At 72.9% G+C, this 19,928-nt stretch carries 20 protein-coding genes and 1 pseudogene; 9 read left to right on the top strand and 12 right to left on the bottom strand.

Annotated elements, in window-relative coordinates:
• Nucleotides 1–6: 6 nt before the first annotated feature.
• Nucleotides 7–1,098: a UDP-N-acetylmuramate dehydrogenase gene (locus AB0F58_RS07830; RefSeq protein ID WP_357139540.1), complete on the bottom strand. Its 1,092-nt coding sequence runs from the start codon at nucleotides 1,096–1,098 to the stop codon at nucleotides 7–9.
• Between the two features lie 70 nt (nucleotides 1,099–1,168).
• Here AB0F58_RS07830 and AB0F58_RS07825 point away from each other — a divergent pair, with 70 nt between their 5' ends.
• The 7 genes from AB0F58_RS07825 (at nucleotide 1,169) to AB0F58_RS07795 (ending at nucleotide 8,705) form a co-directional block, all read left to right on the top strand.
• Complete coding sequence (locus AB0F58_RS07825; RefSeq protein ID WP_357139537.1) at nucleotides 1,169–1,933, top strand: maleylpyruvate isomerase family mycothiol-dependent enzyme; 765 nt, start codon at nucleotides 1,169–1,171, stop codon at nucleotides 1,931–1,933.
• Between the two features lie 183 nt (nucleotides 1,934–2,116).
• Nucleotides 2,117–3,424 (top strand): extracellular solute-binding protein, encoded by a 1,308-nt coding sequence (locus AB0F58_RS07820; RefSeq protein ID WP_357139533.1) that lies wholly within the window; start codon nucleotides 2,117–2,119, stop codon nucleotides 3,422–3,424.
• Entirely contained in the window at nucleotides 3,421–4,440 is a 1,020-nt protein-coding gene (locus tag AB0F58_RS07815) for a sugar ABC transporter permease (RefSeq protein ID WP_357139530.1), read from the top strand. Before AB0F58_RS07820 ends, AB0F58_RS07815 begins: the two co-directional genes overlap by 4 nt.
• Nucleotides 4,437–5,270 carry a carbohydrate ABC transporter permease gene (locus AB0F58_RS07810; RefSeq protein ID WP_357139528.1) on the top strand — a complete coding sequence of 278 codons (834 nt, stop codon included), beginning with the start codon at nucleotides 4,437–4,439 and terminating at the stop codon, nucleotides 5,268–5,270. Before AB0F58_RS07815 ends, AB0F58_RS07810 begins: the two co-directional genes overlap by 4 nt.
• The gene (locus AB0F58_RS07805) at nucleotides 5,267–6,637 is read left to right on the top strand and encodes a GH1 family beta-glucosidase (RefSeq protein WP_357139524.1); all 1,371 of its coding nucleotides are present in this window, start codon (nucleotides 5,267–5,269) and stop codon (nucleotides 6,635–6,637) included. The genes AB0F58_RS07810 and AB0F58_RS07805 overlap by 4 nt, the downstream gene beginning before the upstream one ends.
• 19 nt (nucleotides 6,638–6,656) lie before the next feature.
• Nucleotides 6,657–7,664, top strand: a complete 1,008-nt coding sequence (locus tag AB0F58_RS07800; RefSeq protein WP_357139521.1) for a LacI family DNA-binding transcriptional regulator — start codon at nucleotides 6,657–6,659, stop codon at nucleotides 7,662–7,664.
• Nucleotides 7,665–7,781: 117 nt separating this feature from the next.
• On the top strand, nucleotides 7,782–8,705 hold the full coding sequence (locus AB0F58_RS07795) for a GNAT family N-acetyltransferase (RefSeq protein WP_357139518.1): 924 nt from the start codon (nucleotides 7,782–7,784) through the stop codon (nucleotides 8,703–8,705).
• A gap of 43 nt (nucleotides 8,706–8,748) precedes the next feature.
• Here AB0F58_RS07795 and AB0F58_RS07790 read toward each other — a convergent pair whose 3' ends face one another.
• Nucleotides 8,749–9,258 carry an O-acetyl-ADP-ribose deacetylase gene (locus AB0F58_RS07790; RefSeq protein ID WP_357139515.1) on the bottom strand — a complete coding sequence of 170 codons (510 nt, stop codon included), beginning with the start codon at nucleotides 9,256–9,258 and terminating at the stop codon, nucleotides 8,749–8,751.
• Entirely contained in the window at nucleotides 9,255–10,052 is a 798-nt protein-coding gene (locus AB0F58_RS07785) for an EI24 domain-containing protein (RefSeq protein WP_357139511.1), read from the bottom strand. The genes AB0F58_RS07790 and AB0F58_RS07785 overlap by 4 nt, the downstream gene beginning before the upstream one ends.
• 95 nt (nucleotides 10,053–10,147) lie before the next feature.
• On the opposite strand from AB0F58_RS07785, the gene AB0F58_RS07780 reads away from it, so the two are divergent.
• On the top strand, nucleotides 10,148–11,242 hold the full coding sequence (locus AB0F58_RS07780) for a WYL domain-containing protein (protein ID WP_357139508.1): 1,095 nt from the start codon (nucleotides 10,148–10,150) through the stop codon (nucleotides 11,240–11,242).
• Here the strand turns inward: AB0F58_RS07780 and AB0F58_RS07775 are convergent.
• From AB0F58_RS07775 to AB0F58_RS07755, 5 genes and pseudogenes are all read right to left on the bottom strand, one after another.
• On the bottom strand, nucleotides 11,233–12,147 hold the full coding sequence (locus tag AB0F58_RS07775; protein ID WP_357139506.1) for an SDR family oxidoreductase: 915 nt from the start codon (nucleotides 12,145–12,147) through the stop codon (nucleotides 11,233–11,235). The genes AB0F58_RS07780 and AB0F58_RS07775 overlap by 10 nt on opposite strands.
• Nucleotides 12,148–12,438: 291 nt before the next feature.
• Complete coding sequence (locus AB0F58_RS07770; protein ID WP_357139503.1) at nucleotides 12,439–13,326, bottom strand: alpha/beta hydrolase; 888 nt, start codon at nucleotides 13,324–13,326, stop codon at nucleotides 12,439–12,441.
• Nucleotides 13,323–13,637, bottom strand: a complete 315-nt coding sequence (locus AB0F58_RS07765) for a DUF2516 family protein (protein ID WP_357139501.1) — start codon at nucleotides 13,635–13,637, stop codon at nucleotides 13,323–13,325. Before AB0F58_RS07765 ends, AB0F58_RS07770 begins: the two co-directional genes overlap by 4 nt.
• 213 nt (nucleotides 13,638–13,850) lie before the next feature.
• Nucleotides 13,851–14,549 carry a hypothetical protein gene (locus AB0F58_RS07760; protein WP_357139499.1) on the bottom strand — a complete coding sequence of 233 codons (699 nt, stop codon included), beginning with the start codon at nucleotides 14,547–14,549 and terminating at the stop codon, nucleotides 13,851–13,853.
• A 149-nt stretch (nucleotides 14,550–14,698) separates the two neighbouring features.
• Nucleotides 14,699–15,274 (bottom strand): annotated as a pseudogene (locus AB0F58_RS07755) (helix-turn-helix transcriptional regulator); the annotation flags it as partial.
• 154 nt (nucleotides 15,275–15,428) lie between these two features.
• On the opposite strand from AB0F58_RS07755, the gene AB0F58_RS07750 reads away from it, so the two are divergent.
• Nucleotides 15,429–16,220, top strand: coding sequence for an alpha/beta hydrolase (locus AB0F58_RS07750; RefSeq protein ID WP_357140412.1), 792 nt, complete (start codon nucleotides 15,429–15,431; stop codon nucleotides 16,218–16,220).
• Between the two features lie 192 nt (nucleotides 16,221–16,412).
• Here AB0F58_RS07750 and AB0F58_RS07745 read toward each other — a convergent pair whose 3' ends face one another.
• The 4 genes from AB0F58_RS07745 to AB0F58_RS07730 form a co-directional block, all read right to left on the bottom strand.
• Complete coding sequence (locus AB0F58_RS07745; RefSeq protein WP_357139497.1) at nucleotides 16,413–17,372, bottom strand: asparaginase; 960 nt, start codon at nucleotides 17,370–17,372, stop codon at nucleotides 16,413–16,415.
• Nucleotides 17,373–17,426: 54 nt separating this feature from the next.
• Nucleotides 17,427–18,254 (bottom strand): 3-keto-5-aminohexanoate cleavage protein, encoded by an 828-nt coding sequence (locus AB0F58_RS07740; protein ID WP_357139494.1) that lies wholly within the window; start codon nucleotides 18,252–18,254, stop codon nucleotides 17,427–17,429.
• 81 nt (nucleotides 18,255–18,335) lie between these two features.
• Nucleotides 18,336–19,460 carry a folate-binding protein gene (locus tag AB0F58_RS07735; RefSeq protein WP_357139492.1) on the bottom strand — a complete coding sequence of 375 codons (1,125 nt, stop codon included), beginning with the start codon at nucleotides 19,458–19,460 and terminating at the stop codon, nucleotides 18,336–18,338.
• Nucleotides 19,457–19,900 (bottom strand): Fur family transcriptional regulator, encoded by a 444-nt coding sequence (locus tag AB0F58_RS07730; protein WP_357139489.1) that lies wholly within the window; start codon nucleotides 19,898–19,900, stop codon nucleotides 19,457–19,459. Before AB0F58_RS07730 ends, AB0F58_RS07735 begins: the two co-directional genes overlap by 4 nt.
• Between the last annotated feature and the right edge of the window lie 28 nt (nucleotides 19,901–19,928).

The following is a 19,928-nucleotide window of genomic DNA, read 5'->3' as shown; positions in this document are numbered from 1 at the left end:
GCGGGGTCAGACGACGCAGTTGACGAGGACGGGTTCCGGGTGCAGGGTGACGCCGAAGCGGTCGTGCACCCCGTCGCGGATCTGCCGGGCCAGGTCGATCAGGGCGGCCGTGCTGGCGGTGCCGGAGCGGTTGGTGAGCGCCAGGGTGTGCTTGCCGGAGATGGCCACCCCCTCCGGCCCCGGGTGCCCCTTGGTGAAGCCGGCCTTGTCGATCAGCCAGGCGGCGCTGACCTTGACCATGTCCCCCGCGCCGGGCCAGGACGGCGGTTCGCCCAGGTCGGCGGCGCGCTCCCGGAGCAGTTCGTACGCGGCGCGGTGCAGCACCGGGTTGGTGAAGAAGGAGCCCACCGAGCGGGTGTCCGGGTCGGCCGGGTCGAGCACCATGCCCTTGCCGGCGCGGAGCCGGCGCACCGTGTCGCGGGCCTCGGCCAGGGGCACCCGGTCGCCGACCCCGACGCCGAGCGCCCGAGCCAGTTCGGCGTAGCGGACCGGGGTGGACAGCGGCGAGCGGTGCAGCCGGAAGTCGACGGAGAGCACCACCCAGCGGTCGTTGGACCGGAAGATGCTGGACCGGTACGCGAACCCGCAGTCGGCCGCGTCGATCCGGCCGACGGTGCCGTCGTGGCGGTCGTACACCTGGACGCCGGTGACGGTCTCGGCGACCTCCTGGCCGTACGCGCCGACGTTCTGGATCGGGGTGGCGCCGGCGGAGCCGGGGATGCCGGAGAGGCACTCCACCCCGGACCAGCCGTTGGCGACGGTGGTGGCGACCAGGTCGTCCCAGGGCTCGCCGGCGGAGACCCGGAGGGTCACCGTGTCGGCGTCCTCGGCGACGACCCGGAAGCCCCGGGAGCGGACCAGGACGGCGGTCCCCTCGAAACCGACGTCCCCGATCACCACGTTGCTGCCACCGGCGAGGAGGAGAACCGGTTCGTCGTGTCGGTGCGCCTCGCGCACCCTCTGTACGATCTCCTCGGCAGTGGCAGCGGTCACGAGCCGGTTCGCCCTACCACCGAGTCCCAGGGTGGTGTGTCTCGCCAGGGAACGGTCGTCGGCGGAATCGGTGTCGGCTGTCGGCTGGGCGTAGGCGTCTGGCACGCCTTTCACCCTAGGCTGGGCAACAACCGTGACATGGCACAGGTGGCACGGTCACCCCGGGAGGATCGCGATGAGCAGACCGCACGTCAGCAAGGATTTCTGGATCGGCGCGCTCCGGACGGAGGGCCCGGCGTTCGCAGCCGCCGTGGCCGACGCGCCGCCGGAAACCCCTGTCCTCTCCCGCCCCGGCTGGACGGTCGCCGATCTCGTCCTGGATCTCGCCGGGATCTACCGGTTCGCGCTGGAGCGGGTCGGCGCGGGGCAGGCCACCGCGCCGCCGGTGCCGCGACCGCAGCGGCCCGAGGTGCCCGCCGGTGCCACCCCGTTGCAGGTCTGGCGGGAGTCGTACGACCGGTTGCTGGCGCTCTTCGACGGCCTGGACCCGGAGGTGCCGGCGTGGAACTGGGCCCCGCAGCCGAAGCGGGCCGGCTTCTGGCTGCGCCGGACGGCGCACGACACCGCTATCCACCGCTGGGACGCGCAGCTCGCCATCGCGGCGGGTGAGCCGATCGAGGCGAAGCTCGCCGCCGACGGGGTGAGCGAGGTGCTGGACACCTTCCTGCCGGCGGGCCGGCGTCCGGCGCCGGGACAGTGGCGCGGGGTGGTGCAGCTGGTGGCGACCGACGCGGGGCAGGAGTGGTTCCTGCGGCTGCGCGGCGAGGGGGTGGCGCTGCTGGACACCGGCACCATCCTCGACCACGACGACCACCACGCGCGGGCGCACGCGGTGGGCACCGCCAGCGACCTGCTGCTGGCGCTGCGGGGCCGGGTGGACTTCGGCACCCTGGAGGTGACCGGGGACCGTTCGCTGCTGGCCGGGCTGCGGGTGGTCTGACCGTCGGGGGCGACGACGAGGCGGGGGCGCGTTCGCCCCCGCCTTTTTCGGCGTTCCGACGGAGAGCGCTCTCTTGACAGGCGGTCCCGGGACGGACCACTCTTGCGAGAGAGCGCTCTCTCACCACCACCTCTACCGGCTCACCGCCGCAGCACATACCGACCTGAGAGGGGTCCGATACAGATGGGTGCCATTCCGCGTCGCCGCCTGGCGGCGATCGCCCTGGTCGCGGCCACCGCGTTGCTCGCCCCCACGGCCTGCGGCGGGAGCGACGAGCCCGCCAAGGACGGGAAGATCACGCTGACCGTCGACGTCTTCGGCCAGTTCGGCTACGAGGAGTTGTACCGGGAGTACGAGGCCGCCAACCCCGGCGTCAAGATCGTCGAGCGGGGCACCGGCGGCAACCTCGACGAGTACTCGCCGAAGCTGACCCAGTGGCTGGCCGCCGGCAAGGGCGCCGGAGACGTGGTCGCCATCGAAGAGGGGCTCATGGTCGAGTACAAGGCCAACCCCGACAACTTCGTCAACCTGCTCGACCACGGCGCCGGCGAACTCAAGGGCAACTTCCTGGAGTGGAACTGGAACCAGGGCCTCACCGCCGACGGCAAGCACCTGATCGGTCTCGGCACCGACGTCGGCGGCATGGCGATCTGCTACCGCAAGGACCTCTTCGCCAAGGCCGGCCTGCCCACCGAACGGGACGAGGTCTCCAAGCTCTGGCCGACCTGGGCGGACTACATCCGGGTCGGTGAGCAGTTCAAGGCGAAGAACACCGGCGCGTCCTTCCTCGACGCGGCCACCAACATCTTCAACACCATCGTGCTCCAGGCCGCCGGCAACGGGCCGGGCTACCACTACTACGACACCAGCGGCAAGCTGGTGGTCGACAGCAACCCGGCGGTCCGCCAGGCCTGGGACACCACGATGGACATCGTCGACTCCGGCCTCTCCGGCAAGTACGGCTCCTGGTCGGAGGAGTGGGTTTCCGCGTTCAAGCAGGCCAAGTTCGCCACCATCGCCTGCCCGGCCTGGATGACCGGGGTGATCGAGGGCAACGCCGGACCGGCCGCCAAGGGCAAGTGGGACATCGCCCGGGTGCCCGGCGAGGGCGGCAACTGGGGCGGGTCGCACCTGGCCGTGCCGAAGCAGAGCAAGAACCAGGCCGAGGCGATCAAGCTGGTCAAGTTCCTGACCGACGCCAAGGGGCAGATCGGCGCGTTCAAGACCAAGGGCCGGCTGCCGTCGTCCACCCAGGCGCTGACCGACCCGGCGATCCTCGACGCGAAGAACCCGTACTTCTCCGACGCCCCGGTCGGTCAGATCTTCGCCGAGGGCGCCAAGACCCTCAAGCCGGTCTACATGGGCCCGAAGAACCAGGCGGTCCGGACCGAGGTCGAGAACGCCGTCCGCACCGTGGAGCTCGGCCAGCGCAAGCCGGAGGAGGGCTGGAAGGACGCGGTGAACAACGCCAAGAAGGCCGCCGACAAGTGACCGTCGGACTCCAGCGGCCACCGGTGGGGGCCCCGGCGCCCCCACCGGCCCGGCCCCCGAAGGGGGTACGCCTCAGCCGGATCGACCAGCGCTGGTCCCCGTACCTCTACGTCGCGCCGTTCTTCCTGCTCTTCGGGGTGTTCGGGCTCTACCCGCTGGGCTACACCTTCTGGGTGTCGCTGCACGACTGGGAACTGCTCGGCAGCGAGCACGCCTTCGTGGGCCTGGAGAACTACAGCCGGCTGATGGCCGACACGGACTTCTGGCACGCGGTGGTCAACACCCTGGGGATCTTCGTCATCTCCACCGTCCCGCAACTGCTCGCCGCCCTCTGGCTGGCGAACCTGCTCAACCGGCAGCTGCGGGCCCGGACGATGTTCCGGATGACGGTGCTGGTGCCGAACGTGACCTCCACCGCCGCCGTGGCGATCGTCTTCGGCGTGCTCTTCGGCCGCGAGTTCGGCATGGTCAACTGGCTGCTCGACCTGGTCGGCGTCGACCCGGTCGGCTGGAAGTCCGACCGGTTCGCCTCCTGGGTGGCCATCTCGGCCATGGTCGACTGGCGGTGGACCGGCTACAACGCGCTGATCTTCCTGGCCGCGATGCAGGCGATCCCCCGTGACCTGTACGAGTCGGCGGCGATCGACGGGGCCAACCGGATCCGGCAGTTCTGGTCGATCACCGTGCCGCTGCTGAAGCCGACCATCATCTTCACCGTCATCATCGCCACCATCGGCGGGCTGCAACTCTTCACCGAGCCACGCCTGTTCCACTCCGGCACCAACCCGATCCGGGGCGGACCGATGCGGGAGTCGCAGACGGTGACCATGTACATGTTCGAGAACGCGTTCGCCCCGCACTACAACTTCGGCTACGGCTCGGCGGTGGCCTGGCTGCTCTTCGCGCTGATCGCGGTGGTAGCGGCGATCAACGTGCTGATGTTGCGCCGGCTCGCCGGCGGCGGCGGGCCGAAGAAGGCGAACGGCGGCGGACGGAAGAAGGAGGGTGGCCGATGAACCGGCTCTGGTCGGCCAGCCGGCTCACCTACGCGGCGCTGATCGTCGCCGGATTCCTGTCGATCTTTCCGATCTACTGGATGTTCGTGGTGGCCAGCCGCTCCAGCGACGCGATGGGGCAGGTCCCGCCTCCGGTCACCCCCGGCGGCAACCTCGGGGCGAACATCGCCCGCCTCTTCGACAACACCGACGCGTACTTCCTGGCCGGTCTGATCAACTCGGCGATCGTGGCCACCACGGTCACCGTCTCGGTGGTGTTCTTCTCCACCCTGGCCGGGTTCGCCTTCGCCAAGCTGCGCTTCCGGGGACGCAACGCGCTGCTGCTGGTGATCGTGGCGACCATGATGGTGCCCACCCAGCTCGGCGTCATCCCGCTCTACCTGCTGATGACCAAGCTGGACTGGAACGACCGGCTGCCGGCGGTGATCGTGCCGGCCCTGGTCACCGGCTTCGGCGTGTTCATGATGCGGCAGTACGCCGGCCAGGCGGTCAGCACCGAGCTGATCGAGGCGGCCCGGATGGACGGCTGCAACACCGCCCGGATCTACTGGAACGTGGTACTGCCCGCGCTCCGGCCGGCCGCCGCGGTGCTGGGACTGCTCACCTTCATGACCACCTGGAACGACTTCCTGTGGCCGTACGCGGTACTCAACGACCCGGAGAACCCGACCGTGCAACTATCGTTGCGGGCGCTGTCGGACGGTTACTACCAGGACATGTCGCAGGTGTTCACCGGCACGGCGATCGCCACCCTGCCCCTGCTGCTCGTCTTCGTCCTGTTCGGCCGCCAGATCATCGGCGGAATCATGGAAGGTGCGGTCAAGGCTTGAACACGCTGCGATTTCCCGAGGGGTTCGTCTGGGGAGCGGCCACCGCCGCGTACCAGATCGAGGGCGCGGCCCACGACGACGGTCGCACCCCGTCGATCTGGGACACCTTCAGCCGTACGCCGGGGAAGGTCCACCAGGGGCACACCGGCGACGTGGCCTGCGACCACTACCACCGCTACCGCGACGACGTGGCGCTGATGGCGGAGCTGGGGCTGCGGGCGTACCGTTTCTCGGTCTCCTGGCCCCGGATCCGGCCCGACGGCACCGGTCCGGTCAACCCGCACGGCCTGGACTTCTACGACCGGCTGGTGGACTCCCTGGCCGAACGGGGCATCGACCCGATCGTCACGCTCTACCACTGGGACCTGCCGCAGGCCCTGGAGGACCGGGGCGGCTGGACCAACCGCGAGACCGCCGAGCACTTCGCCGAGTACGCCACCGCCGTCCACGCCCGCCTCGGCGACCGGGTACGCACCTGGACCACGCTCAACGAGCCGTGGTGCTCGGCGTACCTGGGCTACGGCAGCGGGATCCACGCGCCCGGCGTGCAGGACGCCGGGGCGGCCTTCACCGCCGTGCACCACCTGCTGCTCGGGCACGGCCTGGCGGCCCGCGCGCTCCGCGCGGCCGGCGCGCAGACCATCTCGATCACCCTCAACCCGGCCGACGTCCAGCCGGCCGACCCGAACAGCGCGGCCGACGCCGCCGCGGTCCGCCTGGTCGACGGCATGCAGAACCGGATCTTCCTGGACCCGCTCACCGGCGCGGGCTATCCGGAGGACATGCTCACCCACATCGCCCGGCACGTCGAGCCGACCTTCATCCGCGACGGCGACGAGAAGCTCATCGCCGCCCCGATCGACCTGCTCGGCATCAACTTCTACCAGCCCACCTACGTGGCCGGGCGGCCCGACGCAGCCGGTGGCGGCGGGACCTGGCCGGGCACCGAAGGGGCGGTGGAGTTCCTGCCGGCGGCCGGACCGCTCACCGAGATGGGCTGGTCGATCGAGCCGGCCGGGCTGGCCCGCCTGCTGGAGCGGATCCACACCGACTACCCCGGCCTGCCGATGATGATCACCGAGAACGGCGGGGCCTTCCCCGACCCGGTCCGCCCCGAGGACGGCCGGGTCGCCGACGACGACCGGATCGCCTACCTCGACGGGCACCTGCGGGCGGCGCACGAGGCGATCAGCCGGGGAGTGGACCTGCGCGGCTATCTCGTATGGTCGTTGCTGGACAACTTCGAGTGGGCCGAGGGGTACCTGAAGCGGTTCGGGATTGTCCACGTCGACTACCTGACCCAGCGGCGGACCCCGAAGGCCAGCGCCCGGTGGTACCAGGAGGTGATCTCCCGGAACGGGCTGTGACGAGGCGGTGGTGACGGGGATGACGACGGCGCAGCGACCCACGCTGGAGGCGGTGGCCAGACGGGCCGGGGTGTCGCGGGCGACCGTGTCACGGGTGGTCAACGGCTCGACCACGGTCGCCGAACCGATCCGGGCCGCGGTGCACCGGGCCGTGGCCGAGCTGGGGTACGTGCCGAACCTGGCCGCCCGCAGCCTGGTCACCCAGCGGACCGACTCGATCGCGCTGATCATGCCCGAGGCGGCCACCCGGGTCTTCTCCGACGACCAGGTCTTCCCCGGCATCATCCGGGGCGTCAGTCAGGAGCTGGAGGCCGCCGACAAGCAGCTCGTGCTGATGCTCGCCGGCTCGCCGGCCGGGCGGGAACGGGTCGAGCGGTACACCACCGGCCGCCACGTCGACGGGGTGCTCTTCGCCTCGCTGCACGGCGCCGACCCGCTCCCCGCCCGCCTCGCCCGGCTGGGCATCCCGGTGGTGTGCAGCGGGCGCGGGCTCGGTGACTCCCCGGTCCCGTACGTCGACGTCGACCACGTCGGCGGGGTGACCCGTGCCGTGCGGTACCTGATCGAGAACGGCCGGCGGCGGATCGCCACCATCGCCGGCCCGCAGGACATGGTGGCCGGTATCGAGCGCCTCACCGGCTACCGGGACACCGTCGCCACCGCCGGCCTGCCTCAGCTGGTGGCGTACGGCGACTTCACCCGCGAGTCCGGCGCGGCGGCGATGCGCCAGCTCCTCGCCGCCCACCCCGACCTGGACGCCGTCTTCGCCGCCAGTGACCTGATGGCACACGCCGCGCTGCGGACGCTCCGTGAGGCCGGCCGGCGGGTGCCCGAAGACGTGGCCGTCATCGGCTTCGACGACATCGAGACCGCCGCCTACACCGAGCCGTCGCTGACCACCGTCCGGCAGCCGATCCTGGAGCTGGGCCGGGCCGGTACCCGACAGGTACTGCGCATCGTCGCCGGCGAGAGCGTCGAACCGGCCCTGATCCTCCCCACCGAACTGGTGCTGCGCGCCTCCGCCTGACCGGTTCCGTCCCTGGCCCCGGTCCTACCCCGGCCGCGGGCAGGGCGGGCCGCGGGCGGGGCGGCGTGGTCGCAAACCGGTGGCCCGTCGGCCGGGGCCGCGTCTACCGTCCGTGGCATGGCCGCGAATTCCCCTGTCGTACGCACCGCCCACCCCGAGGACGCGGCAGCCGTCGTCGCGCTCCGCGCGGTCGTCCACCCCTACCTGCTACGGGGGGTCGAGTCGACCCGTCAGATGATCAGCGAGCCGGCGCCGGGAGAGCACTGGGCGGCCTTCGTGGCCGAGGCGGACCGGACGGTGGTGGGCTGGGTGTCGGCGTACCGCAACCTCCGGACCTCGGCGGCCGGCTTCGGCGAGGTGAGCATGCTGCACGTCCATCCGGAGCACCGGGGGCGCGGGATCGGCAGTGCCCTGCTCGACGCGGCCCTGGGTCACCTCCTTCCGGTGGGCCTGCGGCAGCTTCGCGCCTTCGTCTCTACCGACTCGCTGCCGTACGCGGAGAAGCGCGGCTTCCACCGCAGCCGCCCGGTCCGGTACTCGGTGCTCGACCTGCGGGCCGCGCCCGTGGCGGCGGCCACCGCACCCGCCGGGGTACGGCTGCTCCCGTTGACCGACCTGGAACCGCGTCGCCTGTACGAGATGCACGTCGCGGCGAGCGCGGACGAGCCGGAGGACGTGGCCTCCGACGCCCTGAGCTACGAGCACTGGTGCTACGAGGTCTGGGACAACCTCGGGCTGGACCGTCAGGCCAGCTCGGCGGTGGAGGTGAACGGTGAACTGGTCGCCGTCAGCCTGGTGAAGCGGGACGGCGACCGGATCTGGTCGGACATGACCGCCACGTTGCCGGCGTACCGGGGACGGGGGCTGGCCCGGCTGGCGAAGCTGGCCGCGCTGCACCGGGCCCGCGAGGGCGGGGCGACCCGCGCGTACACCTCGAACGACGAGGCGAACGCGCCGATGCTGGCGATCAACGCGCGACTCGGCTACCAGCCGGTGGCGACGCTCTGGTCCTGCCTGCGCGACCTGCCGCCGGCCGGCTGACCCGCCCGGTTGGCCCCTGCCGCCACGCTCGTGGCCCCTGCCGTCAGCCGGCCACCCGCTCGGCGGTGCGGAAGGTGTCGACGCCGAAGAGCACCAGTCGGGCCTCGGTGACGGCGGCCGGGGTCGCGGCGCGCAGCACCGACAGCGCCTGGCCGACCGCGTCCTCGACCGGCCAGCCGTAGATCCCGGCGGAGATCAGCGGGAAGGCGACCACGGACGCGCCCAGTTCGTCGGCGACGCGGAGGCTGTTGGCGTAGCAGTCACGCAGCAGCGCGGAGCGGTCCTCGGCGGCCGACCAGACCGGACCGACGGTGTGCACCACCCAGCGGGCGGGCAGGTCACCGGCGGTGGTGGCGACCGCCTGGCCGGTCGGCAGACCGCGACCGTACCGGGAGGCGCGCAGCGCCCGGCACTCCTGGAGGATCGCCGGGCCGCCCCGGCGGTGGATCGCGCCGTCGACGCCCCCGCCGCCGAGCAGGGACGAGTTCGCCGCGTTGACGATCGCGTCGACCCGCTGCCGGGTGATGTCCCCCTCGACCAGGGTGAGCCTCACGGGCGCGGGTCCTGGACGGGCTGACCGAGGAGGCGTCGGGTCAGCAGCGCGGCACCGGCCACCGCGGCGGGCATGATCAGCACCGCGCCGAGCGGGATCAGGAAGCAGACGAAGACCGCCACCCCGAAACCGAGCGACGTCGGCAGGTCGGCCCGGAGCACCCGACGGCGGTCCGGCAGCCGCATGCCGCGCCGGTAGAAGGGCGCACCGACCAGCTCCAGGGCGAGGAACCAGCCGCCGATGGCGGCCCCGACCACCGGGACGACCGTCTGCCCGACCACCGGGACGAACCCGGCCGCGAAGAGCGGGAGCCCGACCAGCACGGAGATCGCCACCAGCCGCAGCGAGTCGGCGATACTGCGGCGCAGGGAACTCCAGAAGGGCACCTCCACCTCGCCGGGGGTGCCGCCGTACCGCCGCTCGACCCGCTCGGAGATCTTCTCGTAGAACGGGTCGCCGACGACCAGGGTGACCGCGGTGAAGGTGAGCACGCCGACCAGCCCGCCGATCCCCAGCAAGGCCAGCCCGGCCATCACCCGCACCAGGTTGCGCAGGGTGGCCGACCAGCCGTCGGCGAACGGCGTGACCACCGCGGCCAGTTCGTCGACGAAGTACGCCAGCGTGCCGAACGCGGCCAGGAAGAACGCGCCGGTGATCAGTGCGGGCAGGATGCCGAGCAGCATCAGCCGGGGGTTGCGGGCGTACAGGCCGAGACCGCGCAGGAGCAGCCCGGCTCCGGAGAAGAACCGGCCGACGGCGCTCGCGGTCGGGGCGGCGACCCTGGGTGTGTCCACGCACCGGAGCCTAACCGCCGCCGCCGGAGTCCACCCGTCGCCCGAGCCGCCGGTGTCCACCGTGGCCGACCGGCCGCACCGGGCAGGATGGCCGGGTGCGCGCGTCCCGGTTGATCTCACTGCTCCTGCTGCTCCAGTCGAGGGAGGCGATGACCGCCGCCGAGTTGGCCCGGGAACTGGAGGTCTCCGAACGGACGGTGTACCGGGACGTGCTGGCGCTCTCCGCCGCCGGGGTGCCGATCTACGCCGACCGGGGGCGGACCGGCGGGTACCGGCTGCTCGGCGGGTACCGGACCCGGCTGACCGGGTTGACCCGGCAGGAGGCGGAGGCGCTCTTCCTCGCCGGGCTGCGCGGGCCGGCCGGGGACATGGGCCTGGCCGACGCGGTCGCCGCCGCCGAGCTGAAGGTGCTGGCGGCGCTCCCGCCGTCGCTGCGGGACGCGCCGGCCCGCACCGGGCAGCGCTTCCACCTGGACGTCCCGGGCTGGTTCCGGCACGCCGCCCCGCCGTCGTGGCTGGTCGAGCTGGCCGGCGCGGCGTGGCGGGACCGGGTGGTCCAGCTGCGGTACCGGCGCGGGGACCGGGAGGTCACCCGCACGGTGCAGCCGTACGGGTTGGTGCTCAAGAGCGGCACCTGGTATCTCGTCGGGCGGGTCGACACCGGGTACCGCACGTACCGGGTGGACCGGGTGGTCGACGTGCTGGTGGGCGGGGACGCCTTCGACCGGGACGACGGGTTCGACCTGGGCGGATACTGGCGGGAGCAGGCCGATGGGTTCCTCCGGCAGATGCTCGCCGAGCGGGTCACCGTCCGACTCACCCCGGCGGGACTGCGCGCGCTGCGGCACGTGGCGCACGCCCCGTTCGCGTACGACGAGGCGGTCGCCGGAGCCGGCGACCCGGACGGACAGGGCCGGGTGGTCACCCGGTTGCCCGTCGAGTCGGTCGAGGTGGCGTACGACATGCTGCTCGCGCTCGGGCCCGAGGTGGAGGTGCTCGACCCGCCCGACCTGCGGGCCCGGATGGCCGCCGCCGCCGACCGGCTGGCCGCGCTCTACCGCGACGACCACCGGCCAGACGGCGACGGATCGACCCCGGCCGCCGGTGACCCCGCCGGACCACCCGAGGACGGCGGATCGACCCCGGCCGCCGGTGGCCCGGCTGGGCAGACGGACGACGGTCAGCGGTAGCCGGTCACGTCGGCCGGCTTACCGGCGTCCTGCACCTCCACCACGTACCGCCAGGCGTCCGGCCGGCTGCCGTCGACGTCGGTGAAGTCGTACACCCGGGCCAACTCGCCGCTGGAGACGGAGCTGCCGTTCCAGCGGGCCCGGTCGGGATCGGCGGCCAGGGCCGCCACCGCGCGCCCGACGAGGGCCGGCGTCTCCGAGATGGCGAAGTGCGGCTCCTTCTCCAGCGCGTCCCGCCAGTTCTCCTCGGTGACCCCGAAGTGCTCCAGCATCATCTCCGACCGCAGCCAGCCCGGACTGAGCGCGACCGCCGTGGCACCGTGCGGCTCCAGTTCGCGGGCCTGCGCGAAGGCCAGCCGGTTGACCGCGACCTTGGCGAGGTCGTAGAAGAGCGAGAGGCGGTAGTTGGCGGCGTTGTACGCGGTGGTGCCGTCGCCGATCTCCACCACCAGCCCGCCCGGCCGGCGGATCAACAGGGGCAGGGCGAAGTGGCTGGTGACGATGTGGGTGTCGATCGCCAGCCGAAGCGTCCGGAGGCCGGCGTCGAGCGGCTGTTCCCAGACCGGCGCATGCCAGGTGATCAACGGGTCGGCGCCCCAGACGTCGTTGACCAGCACGTCGAGCCGGCCCTGTTCGGCGTCGATCCGCGCGACCAGGTCGCGTACCTGCTCGGGTACGAGATGGTCGACGCGGACCGCGATGCCGGTGCCCCCGGCGGCGGTGACCAGGTCGGCGGTCTCCTCGATGGTTTCCGGCCGGCCCAGTTCCGACCGACCCGCGCGACTGCTCCGGCCGGTGGCGTAGACCGTCGCCCCGGCCGCGCCGAGCTGTACCGCGATCTGCCGGCCGGCGCCCCGCGTCGCCCCGGCGACCAGCGCGATCTTCCCTGTCAACGGTTTCGTCATGCCCCGACCCTGTCAGTGGTACCTGACAGTCGGAGTCAGCTTTTCCTGATCGTTCGTCCGGTCCTCGACCGCAGCCCGCACGGCGGCGTCGTGCCTCGGGGGGGCCAGGAGAGTTCTGTCCCGGGACGACCGGGAGAGTCGTGCCACGGGCAACCGGGAAAGTCCTGCCACGGGCAACCAGGAGAGTTCTGCCACGGGCGACCGGGAGAGTCCTGCCACGGGCGACCAGGAGGCCCGTCGGCGGTCAGGGGAGAGTCCGTCAGGCGCAGCCGTAACCCCGGCGCGCTCTGGTCAGTCGTTGAGGAAGGTCGAGATCCGGTCCCGAAGGTCGGCCCGGTCGGTCCAGAGGACGCCGGGCCGGTCGTACACGTGCAGGGTGGCCGAGGGCAGCACGCCGGCCAGCGCCTCGGCGACCTCGACCGGGTGCCGGTCGTCCCCGGTGCAGCCGATCACCAGAGCCGGGGCGGTGACCGCCCCGAGCGCCGTAGCGTCCCGTAGGGGGGCCTGCTCCAGCAGCGCGGCCAACTCGGTCGCGAGACCGTCACGGAGCAGGTGGTCCAGCCGTTGCCGCAGGTACGCCCACCCGGCCGGGGTGTTACGGACGGCCGGCGGCAGTTCGACCGAGACGACGTCCGCCACGGCCGAGGCCTCTCCGCTCTCGATGGCCGCCAGCAGTTCGGCGAGCCACGGGCGGGCCTTGGTGTCCCGGGGCCGGTCCAGCACCGCCGGCAGGAAGAAGACCAGCCGCTCGAAGCGCTCCGGACTCTCCACCAGCAGTCGACAGAGCGCCCCCGCCCCGAGGCTCACCCCGAACCCCCGGCTCGCCCCGCTCAGGTCTGCCACGGCTCGCAGGTCCCGGGCGAGGTCGAGGTAGCTCCACGGCCCGGGGGGCGTATCGGAGCGACCGTGGCCCCGGAACTGGAAGAAGACCCGGCGGCCGGTGACCGCGCTGCCGAACGGCCGCGTGGTGGCGATGCCGTTGGCCAGGCCGTGCGCGAAGACGGTGGTGGGCTCGCCCGCCCCGGTCACCAACTGTTCGAGCCGGACGCCGTGCGGGGTGGTGACCATCTCGGTCTCCGGTTCCGGCAGGGCCGGTCGGCCGGTACGCGGGGCCCCCGGGCCGGGCCCCCACGTGCGTGGCCCGCCGTCGGGCGGCGGTGGCCAGCGAAAATCCCTCACCAGAAGCCCTTGCCGTCGGAGAGGTCACGCAACCCCACCCGGACGTCGAGCAGGTAGATGAGCCCGGCGGCGATGCCGACCAGGCCGAAGAGGCTGATCGGGCCGAAGCCGAGCAGGGTGAGCGCCAGGCAGACCGCGAGGATGGCGATCCACCCACCCTTGGGCAGCGTGCCGATCGCGGGGAACGCGTCGGCGCGCTGGGTGATCGCGTGCACCAGCGCGACGCCCTGCACGATCAGCGCGAAGACGAGCAGGATCAGCTGGATCACGGAGCGGACATCGAGGAAGAAGATCGGCGCGGCGTTGGCCATGTGGGCAAGCTTATGCCGGCGACCCCGGAATCGTCCGACAGGACGCTTCCGGGGTCGCGGATGAAGGACTGCCAGGCTGCCGGGCGGTACCCGCCAGGCAGGTGACCGCCGCCCCAGGGCCCGACTTGATCCACTCCATGTTGCCGATGTGGCAGTGATCCAGGCGCCGGACACCGCGATATCGCCGAACCGGAGCCGGGGGATCCGGCGTGATCAGTCGACGGCGGGGCGGGACCGCTTGGTGGCCTTCGGCAACTTCGCCGACGGGCCGTCGGCGACGGACCGGGCGGCGCGGGCCCGCTTGACCGTGGCCGGCTTGGCCTCGGCGACCTCGGCCACGTCCGCCGGCGTGGCGGTGACCTCGGTGGTGGCGGCCGGAGCCGTTTCGGCAGCGGGGGTGACCGGAGCGGTCACCTCGGCGGCGGGGGTGGAGGTCGACGCCACCTCGGCGGCGGGGGTGGAGGTCGCCCCGATGGTGGCCTCGGTGGTCTCGATGTCGGCGTTCACGGTCTCCGCGGCCTCCAGCACGCCGGCACCGACGACCCGCTCGCCCCGCGCGACCAGGGCACCGTACGCGGTCAGCGCCCGCTCCTGGGCGGCCTGGGCGCCGGCCAGCACGACGGTGGCGTTCCGGCCGGCGATCGCGCGCAGCCGGTCCAGGTCGAGGTCGCCGGGGACCGCCTTCTCCCGGAGGCCGGTGGCGGTGAGGTTGGCGGTCTTCAGCGTCTCGGCGGCCTTCTGCCGCAGCTCGAAGCCGGTCACCACGGCCTTGCCACCGAGGTCGTTGACCACCCGGCCGCGCAGTTCGCTGACCACGGACGGGAGCTTCCGGAGCTGCTCGAGCGCCAGGTCGCCGGCACCGGCGGCGGCGTAGATCGGAGCGGGGATACGGCTGGTCTTCGGCTGGCTCATGACGGGTTCTCCTCCTCGACCGCCGGGGCGGTCGCCTTCTTCGTGGTCTTCCGGGGGGTGGTGCGCACATGGGTCCGACCGGTCGGGCGGGTGCCCGGCGCGGGGGCGGGGCCGCCCTCGGTCACGGCCACCGACTCGAGCACCGCCTCGGTCGGGGTGCCGCTGTCGGTGGTCGGGCCGGTGGCGGCCACGTTGACCGTGGCCGCGCTGGCCGCCGGAGCGGCGAGAGTCGGATCAGCGGCGTCAGCCGGACCGGTGACGGCTGCACCGGCATCAACCGGACCAGCGGCGGCGGAGCTGGTGGCGGGCTCCTGCTCGGTGCCGCTGACGTCGGTACGGCCGGGCGCACTCTGCTCGGCGGCGGCGGTTGCCTCGCCGAGTCGGACGTTCTCCCGGCGGAACGTCTCGTAGATCTGGGTGAGCGACTGCTTCTGCGCCATCGTCAGGTCCGGGTCGACGGCGATCGCGGCGAGCACTCCCTGCCCCTCGCGGTCGTCCAGCAGCCCGGCCCGCAGGTACATCGCCGGGGTGGAGACCCGCAGCGCACTGGCCAGTTGCTGGAGCACCTCTGCGCTGGGCTTGCGCAGGCCGCGCTCGATCTGGCTCAGGTACGGATTGCTGACCCCGGCCTGCTCGGCGAGTTGCCGGAGCGAGATCTTCGCGTTGCGCCGCAGGTCACGGATGAATCCGCCGACGTCGCGGGGAAGGTCCTTCGGGGTGGGCATGCCCCGACGCTAACCCCCCTCGCTAGCTCCTGCAAGCAGAACGCTAACTAGAGTTAGCGACGTCTCAGATCGTTTCCGCCCCGGTGTCCGTACCCGCACTCCTCGCCCGATGCGAGGGCCGGCCGGACCGGTCCGGTAGCGTCCCCGGGTGGCCATGATCGAAGCGAACGGCACCCGACTCGGGTACGACGACACCGGCAGCGGCTCCCCCGTCCTCCTGTTGCACGCGGGGATCGCGGACCGACGGATGTGGCGGGAACAGCTGCCCGCCCTCGCCACCCGACACCGGGTGATCACCCTCGACCTGCGTGGATACGGCGAATCCGAGCTGCCCCCGACCTCCTTCGCCCACCACACCGACGTGGTCGGAGTCCTCGACGCACTGGACATCGGACGGGCCGCCCTGGTCGGCTGCTCGTTCGGCGGGGCGGTGGCGGTCGACACCGCCCTGACCCACCCGGACCGGGTGTCCGCGCTGGCGCTGCTCGGCACCGCCGTCACCGGGCACGAGTGGTCCGACGAGACGAACGACCTCTGGGACTCGCTGGTGGGCGAGGTCGAACCGGACGACGACACGGCCGGCGCCGCCGCCGAGGTGCGGTTCTGGGTGGTCGGCCCGGACCGGCGGCCGGAGGACGTCGATCCCGCACTGCTGCGCTTCGCCCGCGAGATGGACGAACGGGCGCTCGCCACCGAACGGGCGCTCAGCGCGGTCGACGTGGCCTTCCCCGAGCCCCCGGCGATCGAGCGCCTGCACGAGTTGCACATGCCGGTGCTGGCGGCGGCCGGCGCGGCGGACCTGCCGGACATCCGTCGACTCGCCGACCTCATCGCCGCCACCGCCCCGAACGCGGTACGCCTGCCCGACGTACCGGACGCCGCCCACCTGCTCCCGCTGGAGCGGCCCGCCCCCGTCAACGCCGCTCTGCTCGACTTCCTGCCGTGAGGCCGGACGTCCTGTCGTGAGGCCGGACGTCCTTCCCTGACCGGAGCAGGCCTGCCGCCGGGGCCCTCCGCCGGACAGGCTTTCACCGCCGGACGGCCCCGGTCGTCGGGCGGGGCCACTGCCGCCGGGCGGGCGAGGCACCGGGGCCCCGGCCGTCGGGCGGTGGGCCCCGGTGCTCCGGGCGGTGGGCGCCTACCAGGCCGGGCGGACCGCGCCGACCGGCACACCGCCGCCGAGCAGCGGAAGTTCGGCGTACTCGTGCAGGATCGGGGCGTCCTGGCCGAGTCGGCGCAACGCCGAGACGAGCACGGGCATCCGGGCGCGGGCCGTCCCGTCGTCGATCTTGACGGCGACCGCGCCGACGCCGGGCAGGCCGGCGGCCATGATGCCCTCCGCACCGACCTTGGCGAGGGCACCCGGCAGGCCACGCATCAGCCGGCTGTCCTCCGCCCGGGTGCCCCCGACGACCTCGGGGTGGGCCCGCATCGCGTCGGCGACGCTCCGCTCGGGGGTACCGGGTTCGGCCGTGACCAGCCGCAGGTATGCCCGAGCCAGCCCGGTCAGGGAGACCGCCAGCACCGGGGCACCGCACCCGTCCACCCCGACCGCCGCAGCCGCTTCGCCGGTGATCTCCTCGACGGTGTCCCGGATCCGCTGTTGCAGCGGGTGCTCCGGGTGCTGGTACCCCTCGGTGGGCCAGCCGGCGGCGAGGCAGGTGAGCAGCATTCCGGTGTGCTTGCCGGAGCAGTTCATGCCGATCCGCTCGGGACCGCCCCCGGCGGCCAGCACCGCGGTGCGGGACGCCTCGTCCAGGGGCAGGTCGGGTGGGCAGGCCAACGCCGACCCGTCCAGCCCGGCGGCGGCGAGCAGCGCGGCCACCCGGGCCAGGTGGAAGTCCTCGCCGGCATGGCTGGCCGACACCATGGCGAGGTCGGCCGGTTCGGTCAGCCGCAGCCCGGCCCGGAGCATGCCGATCGTCTGCATCGGCTTGCTCGCCGAGCGGGGGAAGATCGGACCGGCGACGTCACCGGCGGCGGCGAGCGCCTCACCGGAGGCGTCCAGCACCACCACCGAGCCCCGGTGGAGGCCCTCCACGAACCCGGACCGGACCACTTCGGCGAGCAGCGCGCCACCTGCGTACGTCGTTCCCACGAGGTGGAACGGTACCGGTGTCTCGATCTCCATCGACCCGGCCCCCACCTGCGACTACATCCCGAGGAGTCGCCGGGCCTCGGTCGGGGTGAGCGGCGGGCGCTGGGCGAGGTGGGCGGCGGCGACCGCGCGGGCGACGAGCTGCATGTTGGACTCGACCGGCTGCCCCTTGGCGTAGGTCACCGTGTCCTCCATGCCGACCCGCAGGTGACCGCCGGTGGCCAGTGCGGAGAGCATCACCGGGATGGTGCTGCGCCCGATGCCGGTGGCCGAGAAGGTGGTGCCCTCCGGCAGGTCCCGCACCGCCTGGCGGCACGCCACCAGCGCCTCGGCGGTGCCCGGCATGCCGCCCGGGACGCCCATCACGAAGTCGACGTGCACGTGCCCGCCGGCCGGCAGCCCGTACTTGCCGAGCAGGCGCTGGAGAGCGGTGAGGTGGCCGAGGTCGAAGATCTCGTACTCGGGGACGACGCCGCGCTCCTGCATCCGGGTGTGCAGGTCGACGACGAACTCCCAGCGGTTGAGGAAGACGTCGTTGCCGAAGTTGACCGTGCCCATGGTGCAGGAGGCCATGTCCGGGCCGGCGTCGAGCACGGCCAGCCGGGCGGCCTCCGGGTCGGTGACCGCGCCACCGGTGGAGAGCTGCACGATCAACCCGGTGCTCTCCCGCACCGCGGTGACGGTGTCGCGCAGCCGTGCCGGGTCGAGGGTGGGCTTCGCCTCGTCGTCCCGGATGTGGACGTGGATCACGGCCGCGCCGAGCGCCTCGCACTCCTTGGCGGTCAGCAACAGTTCGTCGAGGGTCACCGGCAGCGCCGGCACCTCCGCCTTGGCCGACTCGGCACCGGTCGGGGCAACCGTGATCAACGTCCCTGTCGTCATGCCGGCGATCCTAGACCGCTGGTCGGGCCGGGTCGATCGGGTGCCGCTCGGGAACAGCTCGCACGGACGTCGATCCGACAGCTACGACGACGGCTCCGGGTCGATGGCGGCGGCGGCTTCGCCGACGAGGAGGCGGGCGTCGTCGGGGACGTTCCGCTTGACCACGGCGAGGGCGACCTGCCCCAGCTCGAAGTGCTGCACGGCGGTGCCGAGGAAGCCGACCGCCCGGCCGTCGGCCTGGGTCACCGGGGTGCCGGCGGCGGGCAGCCGGTCGCTGGTCACCCCGTCCAGGTGCAGCAGGACGAGACGGCGCGGTGGACGGCCCAGGTTGTGCACTCGGGCCACCGTCTCCTGGCCCCGGTAGCAGCCCTTCGCCAGGTGCACGGCCGGAGCGATCAGGTCCACCTCGGCGGGAATGGTCCGGTGGTCGGTGTCCACCCCGACCCGGGCCCGGCGGGCGGCCACCCGCAGCGCCTCGTACGCCCACAGCCCGGCCACCGGCACCCCGGCGGTGCGCAGCGTGGCGACCACGTCGTCTATGGTGTCCCGGGGGACGAGCAGGTCGACGCCGAGCGGGCCGCGCCGGGCCCAACCCCCGGCGGGCAGCGGCCGGACGTCGTACCGGACGGTGGGTCGGGGCGCCACCGAGCCGGTGGGGAACTTCGGACCCGGCACGGCGAGGGCGTCCGGCTCGGCGAGCCCGGTCACGCCGAGCACGTCGAGTGCTCCGGCGGCGTCCGGGCCGACCAGGGAGAGCAACGCCCGCTCGGCGGTCGCGTCCCGTGGCTCGACCTTGCTGAAGAAGCGCATCCGTTCCAGGTACGTCAGCAGACCGGCGGTGGCTCCCGGCTCGGTGTCCAGCCAGGTGGTGTCGCCGTCCTCGGCGACGACCGCGTGCTGCTCGACGTGGCCGTGCGGGGAGAGCACGAGCAGTTCGGTGCCCTCACCGGCGGTCAGGTCGGCCAGGTGCTGAGTGGTGAGGGTGTGCAGCCAGCCGGCGCGTTCCTCGCCGGGGACCGCCACCACGCCCCGGTGCGACCGGTCGACCAGGCCGACCCCGGTGGCGAGGGTGCGCTGCTCACGCAGCGGGTCGCCGTAGTGGGCGGCGACGCTGCCCACCCCGGCCGCCCGGTGGGCCGGCTCGGGCTGGTCCCGGCTCTCGGTGTCGATGGCCTCCACCGGTACGGCTCCCGCGATCTCGATCATGTCTGCTCCCCGTTTCCGTGTTCGCCGTTCCCACAGTTCCCGCAGACGCCGAAGAGCGCCACGTGCCCGACGTCGGCCGAGAAGCCGCGCTCGGCGAGCAGCCGGTCGGCGACCGGGCGCAGCAGCTCCGGCTCCACCTCGTCGATCCTGCCGCACTCCCGGCAGACCAGGTGGATGTGCTGGTGCTCGCCGGCCGCGTGGTAGGTCGGCGAGCCGTGCGAGAGGTGGGTGTGCTTGACCAGCCCCAGCTTCTCCAGCAGCTCCAGGGTGCGGTAGATCGTGGTGATGTTGACCCCGGCGGCCACCTCGCGGACGGCGTGGTGCACCTGCTCCGGTGTGGCGTGCCCCAGGTCGAGCACCGCCTGGAGGATCAACTGCCGCTGCGGGGTCAGCCGCAGCCCACGGGAGCGCAGCAGCTCGGCGAGGGAGGCTTCGGACACCGTCCGATCATAGTTCGGTCTGCGCGTG

This window comes from Micromonospora sp. NPDC023956 (genome assembly GCF_040639195.1).
GTDB lineage: Bacteria > Actinomycetota > Actinomycetes > Mycobacteriales > Micromonosporaceae > Micromonospora.
This window is presented reverse-complemented; position numbering and strand designations above follow the sequence as displayed.